16 protein-coding genes are annotated in these 17,935 nt (G+C 59.2%); 15 read left to right on the top strand and 1 reads right to left on the bottom strand.

Going from position 1 to position 17,935, the window contains the following annotated elements:
• The first annotated feature begins 497 nt into the window (after nt 1–497).
• From PCE31107_RS14375 to PCE31107_RS14315, 15 genes are all read left to right on the top strand, one after another.
• Complete coding sequence (locus tag PCE31107_RS14375) at nt 498–926, top strand: ATP cone domain-containing protein (RefSeq protein ID WP_150609273.1); 429 nt, start codon at nt 498–500, stop codon at nt 924–926.
• 497 nt (nt 927–1,423) lie between these two features.
• Nucleotides 1,424–1,846 carry a hypothetical protein gene (locus PCE31107_RS14370; RefSeq protein ID WP_150609271.1) on the top strand — a complete coding sequence of 141 codons (423 nt, stop codon included), beginning with the start codon at nt 1,424–1,426 and terminating at the stop codon, nt 1,844–1,846.
• A gap of 149 nt (nt 1,847–1,995) precedes the next feature.
• Nucleotides 1,996–2,316, top strand: a complete 321-nt coding sequence (locus PCE31107_RS14365) for a hypothetical protein (RefSeq protein WP_150609269.1) — start codon at nt 1,996–1,998, stop codon at nt 2,314–2,316.
• A gap of 230 nt (nt 2,317–2,546) precedes the next feature.
• A complete protein-coding gene (locus PCE31107_RS14360; RefSeq protein ID WP_150609267.1) occupies nt 2,547–2,840 on the top strand; it encodes a hypothetical protein in 294 nt (97 codons plus the stop codon).
• Nucleotides 2,841–2,869: 29 nt separating this feature from the next.
• On the top strand, nt 2,870–3,004 hold the full coding sequence (locus PCE31107_RS23810; RefSeq protein ID WP_281351832.1) for a hypothetical protein: 135 nt from the start codon (nt 2,870–2,872) through the stop codon (nt 3,002–3,004).
• A gap of 181 nt (nt 3,005–3,185) precedes the next feature.
• Nucleotides 3,186–4,079, top strand: coding sequence for a hypothetical protein (locus PCE31107_RS14355; protein WP_150609265.1), 894 nt, complete (start codon nt 3,186–3,188; stop codon nt 4,077–4,079).
• A 207-nt stretch (nt 4,080–4,286) separates the two neighbouring features.
• Entirely contained in the window at nt 4,287–5,711 is a 1,425-nt protein-coding gene (locus PCE31107_RS14350) for a recombination directionality factor (RefSeq protein WP_150609263.1), read from the top strand.
• 125 nt (nt 5,712–5,836) lie between these two features.
• Nucleotides 5,837–7,186, top strand: coding sequence for a metallophosphoesterase family protein (locus PCE31107_RS23390; RefSeq protein ID WP_174966671.1), 1,350 nt, complete (start codon nt 5,837–5,839; stop codon nt 7,184–7,186).
• Nucleotides 7,104–7,745 carry a phospholipase D family nuclease gene (locus tag PCE31107_RS14345; RefSeq protein ID WP_174966670.1) on the top strand — a complete coding sequence of 214 codons (642 nt, stop codon included), beginning with the start codon at nt 7,104–7,106 and terminating at the stop codon, nt 7,743–7,745. The genes PCE31107_RS23390 and PCE31107_RS14345 overlap by 83 nt, the downstream gene beginning before the upstream one ends.
• 686 nt (nt 7,746–8,431) lie before the next feature.
• On the top strand, nt 8,432–10,858 hold the full coding sequence (locus tag PCE31107_RS14340; RefSeq protein WP_150609259.1) for an AAA family ATPase: 2,427 nt from the start codon (nt 8,432–8,434) through the stop codon (nt 10,856–10,858).
• Nucleotides 10,859–10,968: 110 nt separating this feature from the next.
• Nucleotides 10,969–11,745: a hypothetical protein gene (locus PCE31107_RS14335; RefSeq protein WP_150609250.1), complete on the top strand. Its 777-nt coding sequence runs from the start codon at nt 10,969–10,971 to the stop codon at nt 11,743–11,745.
• On the top strand, nt 11,742–12,896 hold the full coding sequence (locus tag PCE31107_RS14330) for a hypothetical protein (RefSeq protein WP_150609248.1): 1,155 nt from the start codon (nt 11,742–11,744) through the stop codon (nt 12,894–12,896). The genes PCE31107_RS14335 and PCE31107_RS14330 overlap by 4 nt, the downstream gene beginning before the upstream one ends.
• A 103-nt stretch (nt 12,897–12,999) precedes the next feature.
• Complete coding sequence (gene ssb / locus PCE31107_RS14325; RefSeq protein WP_150609246.1) at nt 13,000–13,551, top strand: single-stranded DNA-binding protein; 552 nt, start codon at nt 13,000–13,002, stop codon at nt 13,549–13,551.
• A 133-nt stretch (nt 13,552–13,684) separates the two neighbouring features.
• Nucleotides 13,685–14,845 carry a DUF7146 domain-containing protein gene (locus PCE31107_RS14320; RefSeq protein WP_150609244.1) on the top strand — a complete coding sequence of 387 codons (1,161 nt, stop codon included), beginning with the start codon at nt 13,685–13,687 and terminating at the stop codon, nt 14,843–14,845.
• A gap of 764 nt (nt 14,846–15,609) precedes the next feature.
• Nucleotides 15,610–16,668 (top strand): tyrosine-type recombinase/integrase, encoded by a 1,059-nt coding sequence (locus PCE31107_RS14315; RefSeq protein ID WP_150609242.1) that lies wholly within the window; start codon nt 15,610–15,612, stop codon nt 16,666–16,668.
• Between the two features lie 28 nt (nt 16,669–16,696).
• On the opposite strand, the gene PCE31107_RS14310 is transcribed toward PCE31107_RS14315, so the two are convergent.
• On the bottom strand, nt 16,697–17,488 hold the full coding sequence (locus PCE31107_RS14310) for a tetratricopeptide repeat protein (protein WP_150609240.1): 792 nt from the start codon (nt 17,486–17,488) through the stop codon (nt 16,697–16,699).
• Nucleotides 17,489–17,935 lie beyond the last annotated feature (447 nt).

Below are 17,935 nucleotides of genomic sequence, written 5' to 3'. Positions count from 1 at the left end.
CTGCACGCGACGCGCGCCCAAAGTATCTTTCCGGATTCTCCCCGCAGGGATCAGGCGGGTCGGAATGAATGCCGGTGTTTTCCAGCAAATTTTCGCAATTCGCCGCTTCCGGGAAGTTCGACTATTATCGATACACGCCGAGTCGTCGGCATCGCCGCTCCAATCGGTCCATATTATTGGCCGCCACAGCAACCAGAGCACCGGTTCGCCTCCGTAATACCGCGCCCATCCGGGTGTCGTGATTTCCCATTTCCGAAATCGGTAAAGAACGTCCGCCAGAGGACACGAGGCAGCGTAATGCGCGTTCGTGCGCCAGCCCCATTCAGACCGATTTTTCAAACGCGCTCGGAAGAACGTGGCCACCGGAGAAATCCGGCTCCCCGTCTGCGAGCGTTCCAGCGTGCTCTTACCCTGCAGGTCATCCCTGCCGAGTAACAACGCCTGTTACGACCTTCCCGCTTTTCAACGACGCAAAGCGTCATCAATAGGAGAAGTTCATGAAATCGGAAAAAATCATCAACAAGACCGTCGTAAAGCGTAACGGGGAAGCGGTCGCCTTCGATCCGTCGAAGATCCGTGCCGCGATCCTCTTGAACGCGCTGGATGTCAGAGGGGTGAAGGAAAAGGGCGAAGGAGAGCTGTCGCAAGCTGACCGCGATCTGGTCGACTCGGTCGCAGATGCGGTGGTGGAGCGTATCGCGCGAAAGCTGGAAGCAAGCATCCCGATCGAGGACATCCAAGATCTGGTCGAACTGTCGCTCATGCGCGTCGATCACGCTCTGGCTCGCGCCTACGTTTTGTATCGCGAGAAGCGCACGGGACTGCGTAATCTCAATGCTGTCCCGATTGAGGAAGAGCCGCTCGGCCTCGTGTGCACGCGCCGCCCCGGTGATGAGGGCGACCAGCCATGCGACGCTTGTCAGTGAGTTGAGTTGGGGGGGGGAGGGCCGAAAGGCCCGCCTCCCCAAATTTTCGGTTTGCAGGAACCGATAGATATACGTAGAATGAGTTACGCCGCATTGGCGGCAGCACGCGCAGATCAGTAGGCGCCTTGGCAATTTCTGCAATCTTTCGGGTTGCAAAAGTAGCCAAACCAGTGCCGTTCCAGTATTTCGCGCCTTCCTGGCACGACTGGAAAATCATCAACAGCAATCTGAATCCACGTCTCTCGCCCCGTCGCCGCTGTCCGTGATTTCGGTCCGAATAGCCGTCCGGTACGCCAGAGATTGGACCCACGTGATCTTGATCACGCCGGCCTCAACGTCAATCGCGACCAAGGAAGACTCGTCCGAGTCTTCCTCCCTCCCTCTGTAATTTAACGGAGTCCTTCCTCGACAGCTTGTCCGGAAAGGGCGGGGCGATTTTCGCCCCCAGATCCGCTCTCCAGGTTTCTACGCGACGATACGGCAAAGGAGAGTTAATCATGAACGTGAAATCGATCTACGCTACTCCGTCGAACCTCGACCGAGTCATCGCCGCTTTCGACTCCGCCGTGTCTGAGTTTTGCTGCGGCGTATGGATTCCCTTCGCAGTTTGCTGGCTCGCGGGGATCGTCGTTTGGTTCATCGGTATTGCTCAGGAAACACAGGGTTGGGCAGAACTTTTCCAGATCGGTGGCCAAGCCGCTCTGGATGGTTACTTCGCTACGGTTCACGCCGAGCGTCTGACCATGCTTACGATGATGTCCGATGCATTGGCGGGACACTCGGTCGTGATCGGGGGCGTCCTGCGAGGGTGGGGCATCTTCATAGCCGTTGGGATCGTGCCGCCGGCATTCATTTTGAGCCTGGCGGGCGCAACGATCTCGGCTTACCTCAAGTCGGGCGATGGCTACCGTCGTCGATAATCGCAACCAGGAAATCCGCTCTCCTTAAGGGGACGCGGATTTTCACTTCATACGGTTCTCTGCTGCGGGTGTCGCATCCGCACCAGGCACACCATGAGCCAGGACCGCATCTCCGGTTTCACGCGCCGCTACGGCATCAGGAGATCGCCATGAACCAGCAACAACAGCATCTGAACCAACAGCGTCGTCGGCCTAAGTGGATTCACCCCTCATTGGGAATTCTGAATCTTCCCATCGCCGCGATCGTTCTATTGGTCGGAATGCTTCGCTACGCGTTCCGAGGAAATCTGACATTCCTCGCGATCGCTATCGTGATCAGCGTGCTTTGCATTGCCTTCCACACAAAGCTGACCATCCTTGAGATCGTGGCTTTGGCAGGCTTGCTTCTCGTCGCCCTTCCTGTAATCAAGGCAAGTAACCAAGCCGTGTACCGCTTCGCGAGCCGCCTTGAGCAATGGGCTCGCAAGTAATCATCCCCCGCGACCTGTGCAGCGGCAGCTTCCTTACGGATGCTGCTCGCTGCAGCTAAACAATCCTCGTTGTCCGCCTGACTATGGGCGGCGCTCCGCAAGACTCTGCCCTATCGCTCAAGGACAAGTTCCCTTGTCCTTGCTCTTTTGGGCTTCGATTTTTCCAGCCGTTCACCGGCATCACGTCAGGTGGTTCAAATGACTGGAGCAACTTAAATCGGGAGAAGTCTATGAGCCAGGAACATCAGCTCAAGGAAGAAATCCGAGAGTCAGTAGACGAGGGGCTGATCGTGTTCGTGCGGTTTCTGGCGGACGTGGTTCTCATCTCTGCGCTGTCTCTCGTAATCGGTGCATCTGCCTTGCTCCTCAACGGCGTCTTCGCCGGGGTGGAGCATGTAACGCATGATCCGTTTCAGGGCTACGTCCTGCTTGCGTTCCATGCGCTGATGCTCGCCCTGCACCTTTCCGCTGCCAGTTGGATTGGCGTTCGCGGCCTGAAAAGGTTCGTGAAGCGGTTTGGTTGAAAGGCCCACAACTCTAAAGGAGAAGCAGCATGAGCACGTACACGAAAGCGTTTGTCGGTGAATTGATCGATTTTGCGCACGAGTTGTCCGAGCCGCTCAAACCCGTTGCCCGTTGCATCATGGGCATGCTGGGTCTGGGGGCGCAGCCGCATATTGCGGACTAAGCCTCTGCATTCAGTCGTCACGGCATCCTTGACGAGACGGTGTGCGGACCTGCCTTCGGGCGGGTCCGTCTCACAGCCACTCTCTCAAAAGCTCGCTCGCGCACTGCCATGTCTCCAACATTGCAGTGCCAACGGCACTCCGGTTTTTCCCGCCAGCAATGGCACTAACTGGAGATCAATCATGAGTATCATGTCCTTCCCGGACCGCGGTCCGTGGGGCAACGCAAAGTGGCGCGGCAACTGCAGCGGCCACGTCTACCGGCAACTGTTCGAGCAGATCCTCGGCCGCCTCGAGCGCCCGGTGTTCATCGATCCGATGATGGGGTCTGGCACCAGCATCGAAGTCGCCAAGGAGATGGGCATCACGGCCTATGGTCTCGACCTGCACCAGGGCTTCAACATCCTGCGCAACTCGATCGTCGAAGCGACTGGCGAGCAGGGTAACCTGGTGCTGTCGCATCCGCCGTATCACGGGATGATTCGCTACTCGGGCGAGGTGTGGGGCAAAGAAGCGCATTCCGACGATCTGTCGCGCTGCGTGGACGACGAGGACTTCCATCAGAAGATGCATCTCGCCATGCTTAACCAGCGCGAGGCGACCTTGCCGGGCGGCTACTACGGCTGCATCATCGGTGACTGGCGCCGGAACGGCGTGTACACGTCCTACCAGGCCGAGATTATCGCCCGGCTACCGGCACAGGAGCTGGCCGGCGTGCTCATTAAAGCGCAGCACAATGCGACGAGCAACTTCCAGCCGTACGGGAAGATGGATCTGCCGTTCATCATGCACGAGTACATCGTTTTGTTTCGTCGCAAGACGGGCACGATTCTCGCCGTCCTGGGCGCCATGGCATGCCAGGCGCAAAGACGACTTCAGGGAACGTGGCGCAACATCGTCCGCTCCGTGCTGATGAAGCTTGGCGGCAAGGCCCCGCTATCGAAGATCTACGAAGCCGTCTCGGCGTCGACTGATCGCATCAAAACCAACAGCAGCTGGCGCGAGAAGATTCGCCAGACCCTTCAACTCTATCCGGACTTCACATCGGAAGAGCGGGGCGTCTGGGGGCTCGCGTAATCCCAATAGGAACAGCGGGCAATGTGCCCGCTGTCTCCTCTCCCCCCTCGAAATCGCACGAGCACGCTGCGGCTGTACGGCAATGCCACACGCATTGCCGTGCGCGCTGCGCACGCCTTCCTTCAATCGCCAGTACTGGCATGAGGATCGAAAAGGCATCTCGCCATCGATAACCCGAACGGACGTAAGCCCAGGAAGGCAGAAACCATGAAACCTACGAAATCGATTCTGTCCGAGCGCACGACCACCAATTACGGCGGCCCCCGTGCATCTGGAAAGATCCGCTGCGGCACCAAGGTCTTAACCCGAACCGCACAGGAAAACGCAACGGCAGTACAGATCTATCAGGATGGCATCGCTCAGCAGCGGCGTGCCTCTGTGATTGAGAAGGACATCACCGCCAAGACCGGCATTAAGAATCCGATGTATCCGGTCAACACGCAGGCGTTCAACCTCTCGGTCGACGACTTCGTGATGTCGGTGCTTCCGAATGCGATCCTGGATCTATACGGTGAAGACGTGGACGGCAAGCGCGAGCTGCGCCGTTTCCCGGTCTTCTTCCACAGCAACGACCTGTTCGACTTCTTCCCGCACCGTTTCGAGAGCAACAAGGGCGAGGATCGCTACCACTCCGCGTTCAACGATCGCGGAGAACGGGTCTGCGAGCGCTTGCCCGGGCTCGATGCAAAGAAGGTCGTCGAGCAGCGCCAGGCTGGTGTCAAGCGTCTTCCTCCGCGTGACTGGGAGGTTAGGGGCTTGTGCGAGCCGCGGGTGTGCAAGCAGTTTCAGTCCGGTCTCTGCCAGTTTCGGGGGCAACTGAAGTTCTACATCCCAGGTGTAGTCGGCCTTGGCATCGTTGAAATGGAAACCAGCTCGGAGTACGCCGCGGAAAACATCTGGTCGACGCTTGATCAGATCCGCAGCACGCTGGGGCATATCCCGACCTTCAATCCAAACGCTCCCGGCAAGCCAGTCTTCTGGATCACCAAAGTTCAGGAGGAGCGCAGCTACTTCGACGGCGACGGAAAACGCAAGACCGGCCTGCAGTGGGTGCCGCGGATTGTGCCTGCCATCGACATCGCTTCGATGCTCCAAATCGGGCGTAACCCGGTTGGGAATGTCGCTCCTGTGGCGTGGCTTGCTCAAGCACCGGCTGACGAGGCTGAGGCTGCTGCGGCGCCGACTCAGGAAGCGGGGGTGATCGACGCCGAGCACGTGACGGGTAACCGAGCGCGTGCAACGCAGCTTCGCGCCGCGGTTGAAGATGTATTCCGATCGGGGGGCTGCGACAAGGCACTCGCTCTTCGATATCTCGACCACAAGTACGGCGTCGGCTGGGATATGCAGGAAGATCTACTCACGAAGGCAGTGGAGGGCATCACGCAGTTGGCCCGCTATGGGGCAAATGCAGACGCGTACCTCGAGTCTCGCTTGCTGACCGCGGACTACCGGATTCCTCCGGAGCTTTTCGCGCAGTACGCCAGACACGTCGTCGGGGACTGGGAACGAAACTTCCCGAAGATGCGCGATCTCATCTCGCATATCAAGCAACTTTTCGCCAATGGCGAACAGGCGGGTATTGCTGCCATGGAATCCGCGTGCGGTGCCATGCAGCAGGCTGCTACCTGCTAAGCGAATACGGCTCATGCCGTGGGCAACCTCCCTGTACGGGGGGCTTCCCGATGCGCCTGTTGTGAGGCATCGGGAAGCTGGTGCACTCCCTTCATACCGCCACGTAGTGGCAGAAGGAGTCGCTCATGAACCAGGAACAGACAAGGAGAATCAAGGTCGCGCATCTCAGCGACCTGCATTTCTCGATCGGGAATTTGCTTGAGGCTGGCCAGTGTTTCGGCAGCGCCGTGAGCACCGCGATTAGTGAACGTGTTGACGTCGCCATCATCTCCGGCGATCTAACGGACCACAAGCAGGACGCGCACTCGGCGGCGCTTCATCAGCTTATGCAGGAACTCAGGCGCCTGGCGGATCACTGCCCAGTCCTGATCCTGCAGGGTACGTTCTTGCACGACTATCCAGGAATGCTTGCCATCTACCGCTTTGCTGGTGGCAAGTATCCCGTGGAGACGGTCGACAAGATCGGACAGGTGGCGTTGGTAGGCACACAGTGGCGTTACGTGTCGCCCGGAGACTCGCTCGACGATGCACGACTGCTGGTGTCTTGCGTACCGACAGTCAACAAGTCGGATCTGGTCTCGTCGGTCGGCGCAGAGCACGTGGCACAAGCCATGGGCGATGTGCTTGCCGGGTTGATGCAAGGGGTCTTTGCGCCGCAAAACATAGCAGCAAGCGCCGCCGGCGTGGCCACCGTCACGGTCGGGCACGGCACGGTGAGTGGGGCGTTGACCGAGCATGGGGTTCCCATGGCCGGCAAGGACCACGAGTTCTCACTTGGCGGGTTGTACGCAGCGCAGTCGACGGCAACGATGCTGGGGCACATCCATCGGCATCAGTCGTGGGATCGTGAAGTCGGCGGCTTTGTCCAGCGTGTGGCGTACCCGGGTTCGATCGGGCGCTTCCACTACGGCGAAGAAGGGAAGAAGGGGTTTCTCATCTGGAACATTGGGCCGCGTGACTGCGACTTCGAGTTCCGCGAGACACCGGCACGCGTGATGGTCGACTTTTTGTTCGACGGCGTGCCCGACATGGCCTGGCTCGAAGAGCAAGCCGCTTCATGTGTCGGGTCGTTCGTTCGTGTTCGCTACTCGGTCGATGCCGAGCTAGCCGTCACGGTTGACAAGCAGGCGATCGAACAGGTGTTGGCGCAGGCGGCGGAGGTTCGCATCGAGCCGAAGTTGCTTGCCTCCCAGCGTCAGCGTTGCAGCGGGATTTCGACGCTGTCGACGTTGGCGGAGAAGGTGGAAAAGTGGTGCAAATCGACGGATAACGATGCGTCGGTTGTCGTGCCGAGAGTGCGTTTGCTCGGGACGAGCGACGCCAGATCAATCGCAACAAGCCTTATCAAGGAGTTATTTCATGAAGCAGAAAGTCGTACTCACGAGCATCGCGATGATGCTGGCCATGCCGTGGACCCTTTTGCACGCGCAGAGCGTGGACTCGATCATTCGGCCGGTCGAGAACTTGCTCAATAGCGCGCCATCGCACGTGGCGCGCTTCATTCGCACGTCTTCCACTGGGGATGGCGGCAAAGGCGCCTCGGAAGAACAAGCGTTCGAGACGGGCGCCACCTGGGACTGTGGTTTCTCACCGGAAGGTGGCGCTAGCGCTCGCGTGATCCGTGCGATCAGCGAAGTTCGTCCGCGTGCCGCTAGCGAGGCCACGATCCTAGTTGCGACCTACGCGTTCACCTCTCTGCCCATCGCTCGCGCGCTCATCTCGGCACACGAGCGTGGCGTAAAGGTGGCTGTGGTCGCGGATACTACCGAAAATCAGAAGTCGTCCTCGAAGGTCAGAATGCTGATGGAAAGTGGTATCCCGGTGAAGTTCGACAACCGCTTGAAGATGCTCCATCATAAATTCATGGTGCTCGACGGGACGGCTGTCGAAACGGGAAGTTTCAACTATACGAAAGCGGCTGCGTCAGACGAGCATGCGGAGAACGCTTGCGTGTTTCGACATTCGCCGCGTATGGCAGCCCGCTTCACCGGGGCATGGCAGCGTCTCTGGCGCGAGTCGGACTCCGCTTCGTGATCGGAATGTCAACGTAACATCGAACCAACACCTCCTACGGGGGTGTTGGTCGATCTTTTGAAGGTGGGCGATGTCCGCGCACTCACCTGCGATCTCGGTACTCGAGGCGTTTGGAGGAGCTACGAAACCTTCCGCTCGACCGCCAGGGCGATCCCCCGCAGGGTAGCCTCATCGGCCGTTTTGGGGAAGTACACCTGGGCGGACGGGCGCACCAAAGTAACTTTTCGGCTGTTCATGAACAAACGCACGCTGCGGCGCCTTCGGGCGGCCTCGACAGACCTTCACATCTGTCCGGGCCTTGCGGTCCATCTCCTATCAACCGCTCGCAATGAGCAAAAAGGAGAACGTCGTGAATAGAAAAGTATCAACAAATCAACACCCAACAGCCTCTGATGCTGTCAAGACCGGACACCAGCCTGAAAAGTGCGGTGTTTGGCAACAAACCAAAGTCGCAGGGACGAGCTCCACGACAGATTGGTGCTATCGCAACGAACGTGTATTGCATCCTCTGCCTGCCTCATGTATCGTCTCAGCTGTAAGGCCGCGCTGGCGGCAACCATAAATTTAAATCGCAGAAGCTTATTCCCCATGCCCCCTGGCATGAGCGATAGTTCTGCGTCGATCCCTTCGGACACGCGGCCCTGCGCCGATTTCTGAATAGCCGCTCCGCGGCATGGAGATCGAAAATGAATCCCTCAAGGCTTTTTCTGAGGGGGTTTGCTGGAATCCTTTCCGGCTGTCGAAAATCCCAACTCACTCTCGACCTCTCGGTCATCCCCGAATGGGCGACCCTTGTTGCGCTTGTGGGGAGGAACGGGCAGGGCAAGACGACGATCCTGGACAACCTGCATCCGTACCGGCTCATGCCGTCGCGGTGTGAAGGCCTCAAACCTTCCTCGTTTTCCTACTGGGACGAAATCGCGGAACCCCTCGCACAGAAGCAACTGGACTGGTCGCACAATGGCGTAAGCTATCGCTCCGATCTGATCTTTCGAGTTACCGGCAAGACCCGCAACCAGCAAGCCTTCCTGCACCGTTGGGATGGCGAAGGCTGGGCGCCGGTAGTCCTGCCGGACGGAACAACGTCCGACGGTAGCGCCGCCACCTACGATCGCTGTATCGAAGCTATCCTGGGCCGGCCAGAAGTGTTCTTCACCACGCAGTTCGCGGCTCACCGGCGCAGGATGCTGGGGGACTATGAGCATGCCGACGTGAAGGCACTTTTGAGCGCCTGGCTCGGCCACGACGAGTTGCTGCGCGACAGCGCATCGGCGGGCGAAGTCGCAAGCCTGCTTCGCGAGAAGCTCGCTGAGGTACAGGCCCGCATCCGCGCCGGCGCAGAGCTTCGCTCTGCCGCTAACGCAGCCCGGACCGAAGTGCAACAGCTGATTAGCCAGTCGCGGGCAAAGGCAACAGCGCTCGTTCAGGCGCAGAAGGATGTGCAAAAGCTGCGGGTTCGAATTGTGCAGCTCGACACGGAGGCTGCCGGCTTCCAGCGTGTGGATGAGCAGCGCAAGCAATGGCGCGAACTGATCGAGACCGAGAATCGCCGAACCAACGTGCGTGTATCGGAACTTCGCGATCAGGCGGCCAAGCAAATCCACTCCCTGAGACAGAGCGACGCCGAAGCGAACAGGTCGATCAAGGCACTCCAGAAGGAGATCACGGACGCCGAGACCCGGCTGACGACGATCGACACGAGGATTGCCGGAGAGAAGACGGTTCGAGAGGCCGTCGACCAGGTGGCTCCGCTGCAGACCAAGCGGGCGGCGCTGACTGGCACCCTCGACGGCATCCGACAACAGGTCTCGGCGCTTCGTCCTTATCGGACAAAGACCATGACACTGACGGCGGATCTGGCGAGGGTCGCGAGCGAAGGAACGGCAACTGGCGATCGAGTCACGCAACTGAATACTGTTGCCGCGCTCGCAGATCGGGTGCCATGCTCAGGCATGGAGCTCGCTGCCGGTTGCGAACTCCTGAAAGATGCTCGCGAAGCTCGGGCGAAGTTGACCAAGGTCACCACGGACTTAGCCAATCAGCGCAGGCAGTACGCGACCCTCAACAATGAGCTGAAGTCGGCCGGCGTCGAGGTTGCAAAGCTCGACGCACTGGAATCGCAGCATGGCCAGGTCGGACAGGAACTGGATGCAGTGATCCGCAGTCTGGATCGTTTCGTTCCGCTCGCATCGCAATCGCCACTGATCGATGAAGCCAAGGCAGCCCGCGCCGGCGTCGTGAACCTCCTGACCACTAAGAAGGCGGACTTGGAGCGACACCACACCACGCGGAACACCATCAAGGCAGACATCGACGCGGCCACACACGCGTGTGACACTGCGATCGCACAGGTCCAGAAGGCACAGCAGCAAGCGGTTGCGGGTTATCAGGAAAGGCTGCAGGCTCTGCCCACAAGCGCCGATGCGTCAGTTCGTGAGGGTGTCGCAAAGTCACTTTCTCAAGCTGAGGCACAGGTATTGGCACTCAATGGGGAGATTGCTCAGCTCCAAGCCAAACAGGCGCAGGTTCACGAGCGTGTCGGTAGGGCAGAAGCCGGGGTTGCAGAACTCGGGTCCCTGTCGCAAGTAGCTGAAAGGCTTGGCCAAGAAATCGAAGCATGGGAGCTCGCTTCCCAAGCGCTCGGCAGGGATGGTCTGGTGGCCTTCTCGATTGACGATGCCGGTCCCGGTATCGCATCGATCGCGAATGACCTTCTGGCTGTCTGCTACGACGGCCGGTTTTCGGTGCGTTTCGAAACGCAACGCGAACTGCGGTCCGGTGCCATGCGTGAAGGCTTCGAGATCATGGTCCTCGACGTCGAAGACGGGAAGGAAAAGCCGGTTCAGAAGCTGAGCGGCGGACAGAGCGTGTACATCAACGACTGTCTGATGCGCGCAGTGGCTCTCTACCTAGCTGGCGCCGCCCAGTTCCGCTCCGATACGCTGTTCTCGGACGAAACTGACGGACTGCTGGATGAAGAGAAGAAGCGGCAGCTCATCCTTCTCAAGCGTCGTGTCCTCGATCTCGGGAAATACTCGCGTGAGTATTTCGTAACTCAGACGAAAGAAATACAAGGGTTGGCCGACTACGTGATCAACGTAGCCGATCTCTAAGCCCCCCTGGAAAGACCCTCTCGGGCCTTTCCCCTGCCGGACGGCAGGGGAAAGAGTCCGGCTTCGCTTCCCGGTTTTCAACGGCCTCTCTGAGGCAAAGGGGAAGCATCATGAACCTGGAACTGTTTGGAGTAGCAGTAGATCCTCCATCGATGGCGTTATCCCCCATGGTCGCCCAGCATCCGCTGGATGACGCTTGGCTCGGATACGCCACGGAAAAGGGAATAGATCGACTAATCGACGAAGCGCTCCTCCGTGTTGAGGTTCCGCGAGTCGTGGAGGCTGCATCCGGTGTGTGGGATGTCCTGATGAAGGACGCACGCCGCCGGGTGTACGAAAAGAAAGTGCCCACGGATCCTCGGCCGGCTCTGGCCCTCGAGGAGAACGCGGCTGACAACGACGCGCAGCAAGACCAGCCCGTCGGTTCGTTCGAAACACTTCTCTGCCGGATTGAGGAGACGGACGCACCAGAACTGGTGATGTGCAAGCTGATGGGCAACCTGCTGTGGAACGACCTGCGCGCGATCGTCAAGCGCCGCAACTTCGTCGACGACTCGGGCCCGGACCTTTTTGGTTTCGAGGACTGCGATCAAGACGAGTTGCGCGTTTATGACGCGATGCAGTGGATCTACGCCTTTCAGGATGCTCGTCCGGACGAAGAGATCGACGGAGTCACGGTGGTTGACGTGATGGTGCCTTTCGAGTTCGTCTGCGAGCGTCTCGGATGGAATGCGGAGTGGATCAGGCGAGTTGCTGCTCGCTGTCTCCATCAACATTTCAAGGGATTGCTGCGCACGATCGAGGCCTTCGGCGACGAAGGCTTCCTGCTCAAATGCGAGCGCAAGCTCGAGGACTACGTCGACGTAACAGGTTGGAGGAATCAATGAATCAGAGCACGAACAACCGTGTCACGACCCCCGCGCTCGGGATTCTCAATGTGCTTCCGGTCGGCTTGCTGGTCGTTGTCAAAGTCTTGAAGCTGATGTTCATGGCCCTTCGCGGGGTTATGCGTTCGCTCCACACCGTCAAGGCGATGGAAGCAACTCAGCCGCAGGCTGAAGCAACAGTGGTGCGCAGGGAAGCAGCTCCTTCGAAGCTGAAGGAAGCTGTCGACGAGCCGTCCGCGCGAGTCGTCCGTCGATCGACCTCCGACCAATCGTCAGCCAATGTGGCCGGTGATGAATCGAAGCCCTCGATCTGGGACAACAAGCCGGTGATGCGAATCGCCGATCGACACTTACTCAAGGAGATCTCGGGCCGGCAGTACCGATTCTCGTCCTACCTAGCGGAGAACGAGATTCAGCGCATCGAGAACGGCCGCATTCGTAAGCCACTTGCCGCGTTCACGCGCAGCATTGCGGCCCGCGAAAAGGTCGCGTTCACCCTGGAAGAAGCGGTCGAGTACACCCGCCGGGAAATCGCAGCAGCACGGCGGCGCGGCCCCAGTCGCAAGACTGAGACTCAGCCCACGGCACAGCCAGCGCAACCCGATCAGTACACGGCTCTGCAGGAGAAGCAGTCGTCCCCGGCACAGGAAGCAGTCCCGCCGATGGACGAGGATGCCCCCTACTGGGCGGACACCCCATGCTTCGACGAGATCGACGCGCAAGCGCCCAGCCGTGGTCCCGCACCGGAACCACAACCGCGCACCCAGCAGCCGATCCGACGGGATCCGCCGCCCCCTCCTGTAGACGTTCGCCCCTCTGGGGAGAACGGCGTCGAGGAAGGACCGGTGGATTTCCGAGGGGCTCATCGTGTGGTCGGCAAGGTGATTGGCTTCGGTGTCGTCGATGTCAAAAAGCCGAAGAAGGATCCTTTCCAGATCTACGCGATCACGATGAGGACCCCTAGCGGCGAGGAAGCGCAGTTCAGAGGTTATGAGCTGGAACAGCACGTGGAAAAGAACCGCGTCGCCATCGGCGACACGATCAGCCTTAAGCGTGGTCGCCAGCAGTTCTGGGTGACTCGAAACGGTGTCCGCAATGAGAAGACGCGCAACATCTACGAGTTTCAAGTTGTAGATCGAGAACGTCGATAGATGTCACGGAAGCAGTAATGGAGGAGCCGGCGCAGCATCCGCTGCCCGGTTCGTTTAAGGAAGGCTCACGCGCCGGTCTCCAGAGAGACCATCGGAGAAGGAAATGGCATCAGTCAACAAAGTCATCCTCGTCGGCAACCTTGGTGCAGATCCGGAAGTTCGACATCTGCAGAGTGGTGACGCGGCTGCGAATATTCGCATGGCGACCACGGATCGTTACAAGGACAAGGCCAGCGGAGAGTTCAAGGAAAACACTGAATGGCACCGTGTGGTCTTTTTCGGGCGCTTGGCTGACATCGTCAGTCAGTACCTGAAGAAGGGCATGTCCGTGTACATCGAAGGCAAGATTCGCACGAGGAAGTGGCAAGCGGAGGACGGTACCGACAGGTATTCGACGGAAATTGTTGCAGACCAGATGAATATGCTCGGCACCCGTCGTGACAACGACGGCAGCGGCAACTACGACGGTGAACGTCGTGCGGGCCAACCCGCACGTCAGTCGCGCGGTGGCGGCGCTGAAGGAGATGGTAAAGGTGGTCGTCCAGCAACGGGCGCCATTGCAGCTGGCGGCGGCTTCGACGACATGGATCGAGACATTCCGTTTTGCGGCAACGCAAACTATCTCGACATGCGACGCGCATTTGGAACCATGTAAAACGGACCTATAACGGTCCAGGATCGCCCCCTTCGGGGGCTTTCCTGATGTGTGCTCCGGCATCCATCAGGAAGGCTCATGGTGAGTCTTCAACGCCTTTATATCCGCCAATCGTTGGCAAGAGGCATACACCATGAATGATTCGAAAGAACGCGTCGACGTTGATTCGATCGACTGGAGAAATGTGCTGCCGTACTACGTGCAGGACAAGAATATCCTCAGCGGCAAATGGGGACCCTGTCCGTTTTGCACAGGCAGCGCGACGTTCAGAATTATCTGGGACCGTCGCGGAAAAGGTGGTTCGGGTTGGTATTGCGCCAAGTGCGACACCGGTGGCAACCTCGTGAGCGTCATCCACGAGATCACCGGCAAGCCCCTGGCCGAGATCTATGACGAACTGAAAACGCAGAGATATAACCAGGGCGCGGCGCCCTCTACCTTCATTCAGAAGGTGGCAGTGCGTCCGGAAAAGAGCCCAGAGGAACTCCGCACGATCTTGCGCAAAACCTGGGAGCGCAGTCTGGCCATCACGGAAGACTCGCCCGTCTGGACGTACCTGTGTCATCGCGTGCCCGGCCTTCGTCTCGAATGGCTTGGCCCCGATGTCCGTCATCACCCGTGTCTCACATATCGGGCGCACGACGGCAAGGACATGGGCAAGTTCCCGGTAATGCTGCAGCGGCTCGTCGCCGCCGGTGACAAGACGGCTCGAACGCTTCAGCGGATCTACCTGACTCCGCATGGCGAAAAGGTGCCGTTCGTTGATGCGAAGGGGAGGCCCGCAGCAAAGAAGCAGATGCCCTCACCGGATGGTCCAGCAGGTGGTTCGACGCGGCTGAACAATGCCGTGTCGCGAACGCTTGCCCTGACTGAAGGTGCTGAAACGGGCTTCGCAGTCGTTGCGAAATACGAAAACAAGATCGAAGTACGCAGCATGCTCGATTGTGGCAACCTGAGCCGTGCTGACCTCGACTGGAGCAAGTACGACACCATCTTCATTTACGCCGATCGTGACCGCGAGCAGGAAAAGCGAGCAGCGAAGGGCGAAGACGGCGGCGGCGGGGTCATCAAGGTTCGGCCGGGTGAGTATCACGCAGGGCTGCTCGCCGAGAAGTTGCGTGCGATAGGCAAGAGGGTGACGGTGATCGCGTCGGTTCAGGAAGGTGTGGACTTCTGCGACATCTGGAAACTGCAGTACGAACGTCGCGCGAAACGGCTTGTCGAGCGTGCCGCGCATCGGGAAGAGATTGAGCGTCTGCGCCAGCAGACGCGGACGTTTCGTCGTGCAGCATGACGATGCAATGTTCTAGGAAACGGCCACCCATCCGGTGGCCGTTTTCGTTTGTGCTTAGATTTTGCTCGAAACGAGCCGTACGGACGCGGAGAGTGGGGGTGCCGCGAGGCCCAGCGACTCGAACCACGCGTTGATCTGGGGACGCGTGACCTGACCACCGGACCGCGGCGCCGGCACAAGGAAGCGATGTGCGAAGTCCCGCGCGACCTCCTCGAAATACTCACGTGACCAAAACGAAGCCCTCCAGTCCGGCCGCAGGAAGCGAACGACGAGTCTGGCCAGCGCGTATGCGGATTCGGATGCCGAGCCCCACGGAAGGCCATCAACGGCCCATGCAACGGTATCGCTCGGCAGGTTGGTCCGCCCGACCTCTGCGGCCGCGCGGTCATTCTCCACACCCCTGATTCCGAAAACGAGCCCCCACGAGTGGAACGGAGGGAGTGGGCCGGTCGTGCACCGGCCAACGATCGAGTCGGGCTCACGCATGGAGCCGGTGGCAGTCACGGTTTGGAGGTGAGAACCAAAAATCACGATGGCACCATGAATTCGAAGATGCCCCAAGGATACTGGTCGCAGTTCGAGGCGCAAGTTGCAATTAGATAGCCAACTTAATATACGGACAGCCATTCATTTCCCACCCAACCGGCCCTTCGGGCCGAACAGCGTCATCAGGGTCGGGGGTCAATTTCCGTGCCAGGCAAGTTCTTGTAAACAAATGATTTTTCCATTACCCTCCGGCTACGAGTGGTAATGGGAGGGCGATCATGTCTCAGCAAGGGAAGTTATTTGAGGATCTGGAGTCGGCCGACGAGCCAGACCTGACCGATCTCGCACCTTCGCGAGACCAGTGGCTACGCGTCCCGGCGCTTGCGTTCGAGATGTGGGTGCAGAACGTCGCAACTAGCGACGGTCAGAACGCATACTCAGACCAGACCATCCGCCAGTACCGCTCGATGTTCAACAGCTTCATTCGGTTTGTCGCCGAGCACCAAACGACGGTTCTGTCGGTGGGGCCTGACTTGACGCACGACTTTCTGACGTCCCTGCAGGGACGCGATCCTGGCGAGCCAGGTATGGCTGCGGACGCTCGGAAGACAACGACCTTGCCGGCGCATCGCTCGACCCTCAAACGCCATTCCGACTTAATCGACGATGTGATGAACCACCTCGTCGCACGCGGCTATCGCAAAGCCAACCCTGTGCTCAAGGCAAGTCGTATGCTGGGCGGCTGCCATGACACCTCCCGAATTGTGTGCCTACCCACCGAAATTGACGCGCGGCTGCAGACTTACCTGCTCGAAGAAATGGATGTCGCGAACTGGTCCTCGCGGCGCACTCGGGCGCTGCTCTTACTGCTGGCAGGTGGTGGCATCACGGCGTCGCAGGCAGCTGAAGCGCGACTCGACCAATTCGTCTTCAACGACGTCGTTCCGTCGTTTGACTGCACGCCGGAGAACGACCAAGACGGTTATCGAGCCGCGCTGGCACCGTTCTGCGTCCGGGCGATCCGTGAGTGGGTTCAGGAAAGAAGGGAAGGCGTTGGCCCAAAGAATGCAGAACCGGACGTCGCTTTTCCTGGAAAGAATGGTCAGGCACTGTCAACCGTTAGCGTGTACAAGTCCGTCCGAGACGTACTGCGTGCGATCGACTTTCACGGGGATGACATGGGACCGCGCGTGCTGCGTACGACGTACGCGCGTCGACAGCTGCTGGCCGGGGCAACAGTTTCTGAGGTGGCACTCCTGCTGGGTATTCAGAACACCCGCATGGTCGAGCGCCTGGTGCGCATGACCCCGACGCACACGGGTTACGTTCCGATCTGATGAGATTGAGACCTTATGGCCCCGTTATTTAATGACGGGCGAAGTCTTCGGGCACGTCCTCGTGGTGCGCCGTCCCCCACGAGGCGGGTGGGTTTTCGCGATGTTGTGTCTGATCATGATGATCGGGCAAGGCACTCGAATACTGGAATTCTTCAGCCTCGCTCCCTTCACCGTCTGACGGACCCGTAGGCTCATTTCGGCGCCACAATTTCCAGCCCTTTTCTTTCCGCTGGCCGTCGCCTTTCTTTTTGCGGCCGATGAATGACCACGCGATAGCTAGAATCGCGATGCCGACCGTTGCAGCCGCAAGAATTTTGTTCTCCTGGATGGTCAACATGAAGCGGTCGTACGAGCTCATCTGCGCCCCTTGCAGGTGCGGCAAGAGTTCCGGTGCTTTTAGGCTCGCCGGCTGAGGAGGCCGAACCGGCGCCGGAGGTTGAATCGGCTGATCCAGCACGCGAGGCGCTTTGTCCTGCGGGCGCGGCGGATCTTCATGCGGGCGAATTCGCTCTTGTAGCGCTTCGACTTCGGTTGTGTTCGCGAAGGGCAACTGCGGGTTCAACCGCTTGGCGTCCAGTAACTCCTGGCGAGCTTCGTCTTCGCGCCCAGGCATGTGAGACAGCACCTGCGCCATCATGTAGTGAACCCGGGGACTCATCGGATGATTCGGAGCCACTTCCTTGATCATCTGCTCGGCTTGGGCATATTGCCCGGCCTGAATGGCTGTGTTCACGTCCGACACCGAGCGTTCAGCGTGCGCAAGCGCGCATGATCCGAGAAGGGCGATCGAAAGGAGGGAACTGCGAATCGGTCGAAGCATGGACTGATTCCTTGTGGAAACTTGTAGATTGTGGTCGCGCGAAAGTGCATTTCTATTGTCCGACGGGCGCTTTCGAATCAAACATTGAAAACTCGGCCGAGAGACGTCGCTTTCGACCCCTAACTCGATGTGCGGCGGTACCGGGGCAAATCTGTGGACAGGAATGGCAGCGCCGCGCAGCCGCGCTCGACTTTTGGGGAAGCAGTGGCTGGGTGCGTAAACGGAACTGTCATTCCGTCACCTCCATCCCCCCCTCGTCACTGTCTGAGAATGAGCATCAACCGGCCGACGGATCCTCATCCGCACCACGGACACACTCGTCGTCGTGAATTCGTTCCCGTAGCGTTGAGAGAACTCTCGGCATCACCTGTTTACCCCTGAATGATCCAGGCATCACAGCCACGAGGCGCCCACCAAGGGCAAGCAGCGGAAAGGCAGTTTCGACGT

The sequence above is a fragment of the Pandoraea cepalis genome (assembly GCF_902459625.1).
GTDB lineage: Bacteria > Pseudomonadota > Gammaproteobacteria > Burkholderiales > Burkholderiaceae > Pandoraea > Pandoraea cepalis.
Note: the sequence above shows the minus strand (reverse complement) of the source record. Positions and strands in the feature narration are given on the sequence as shown.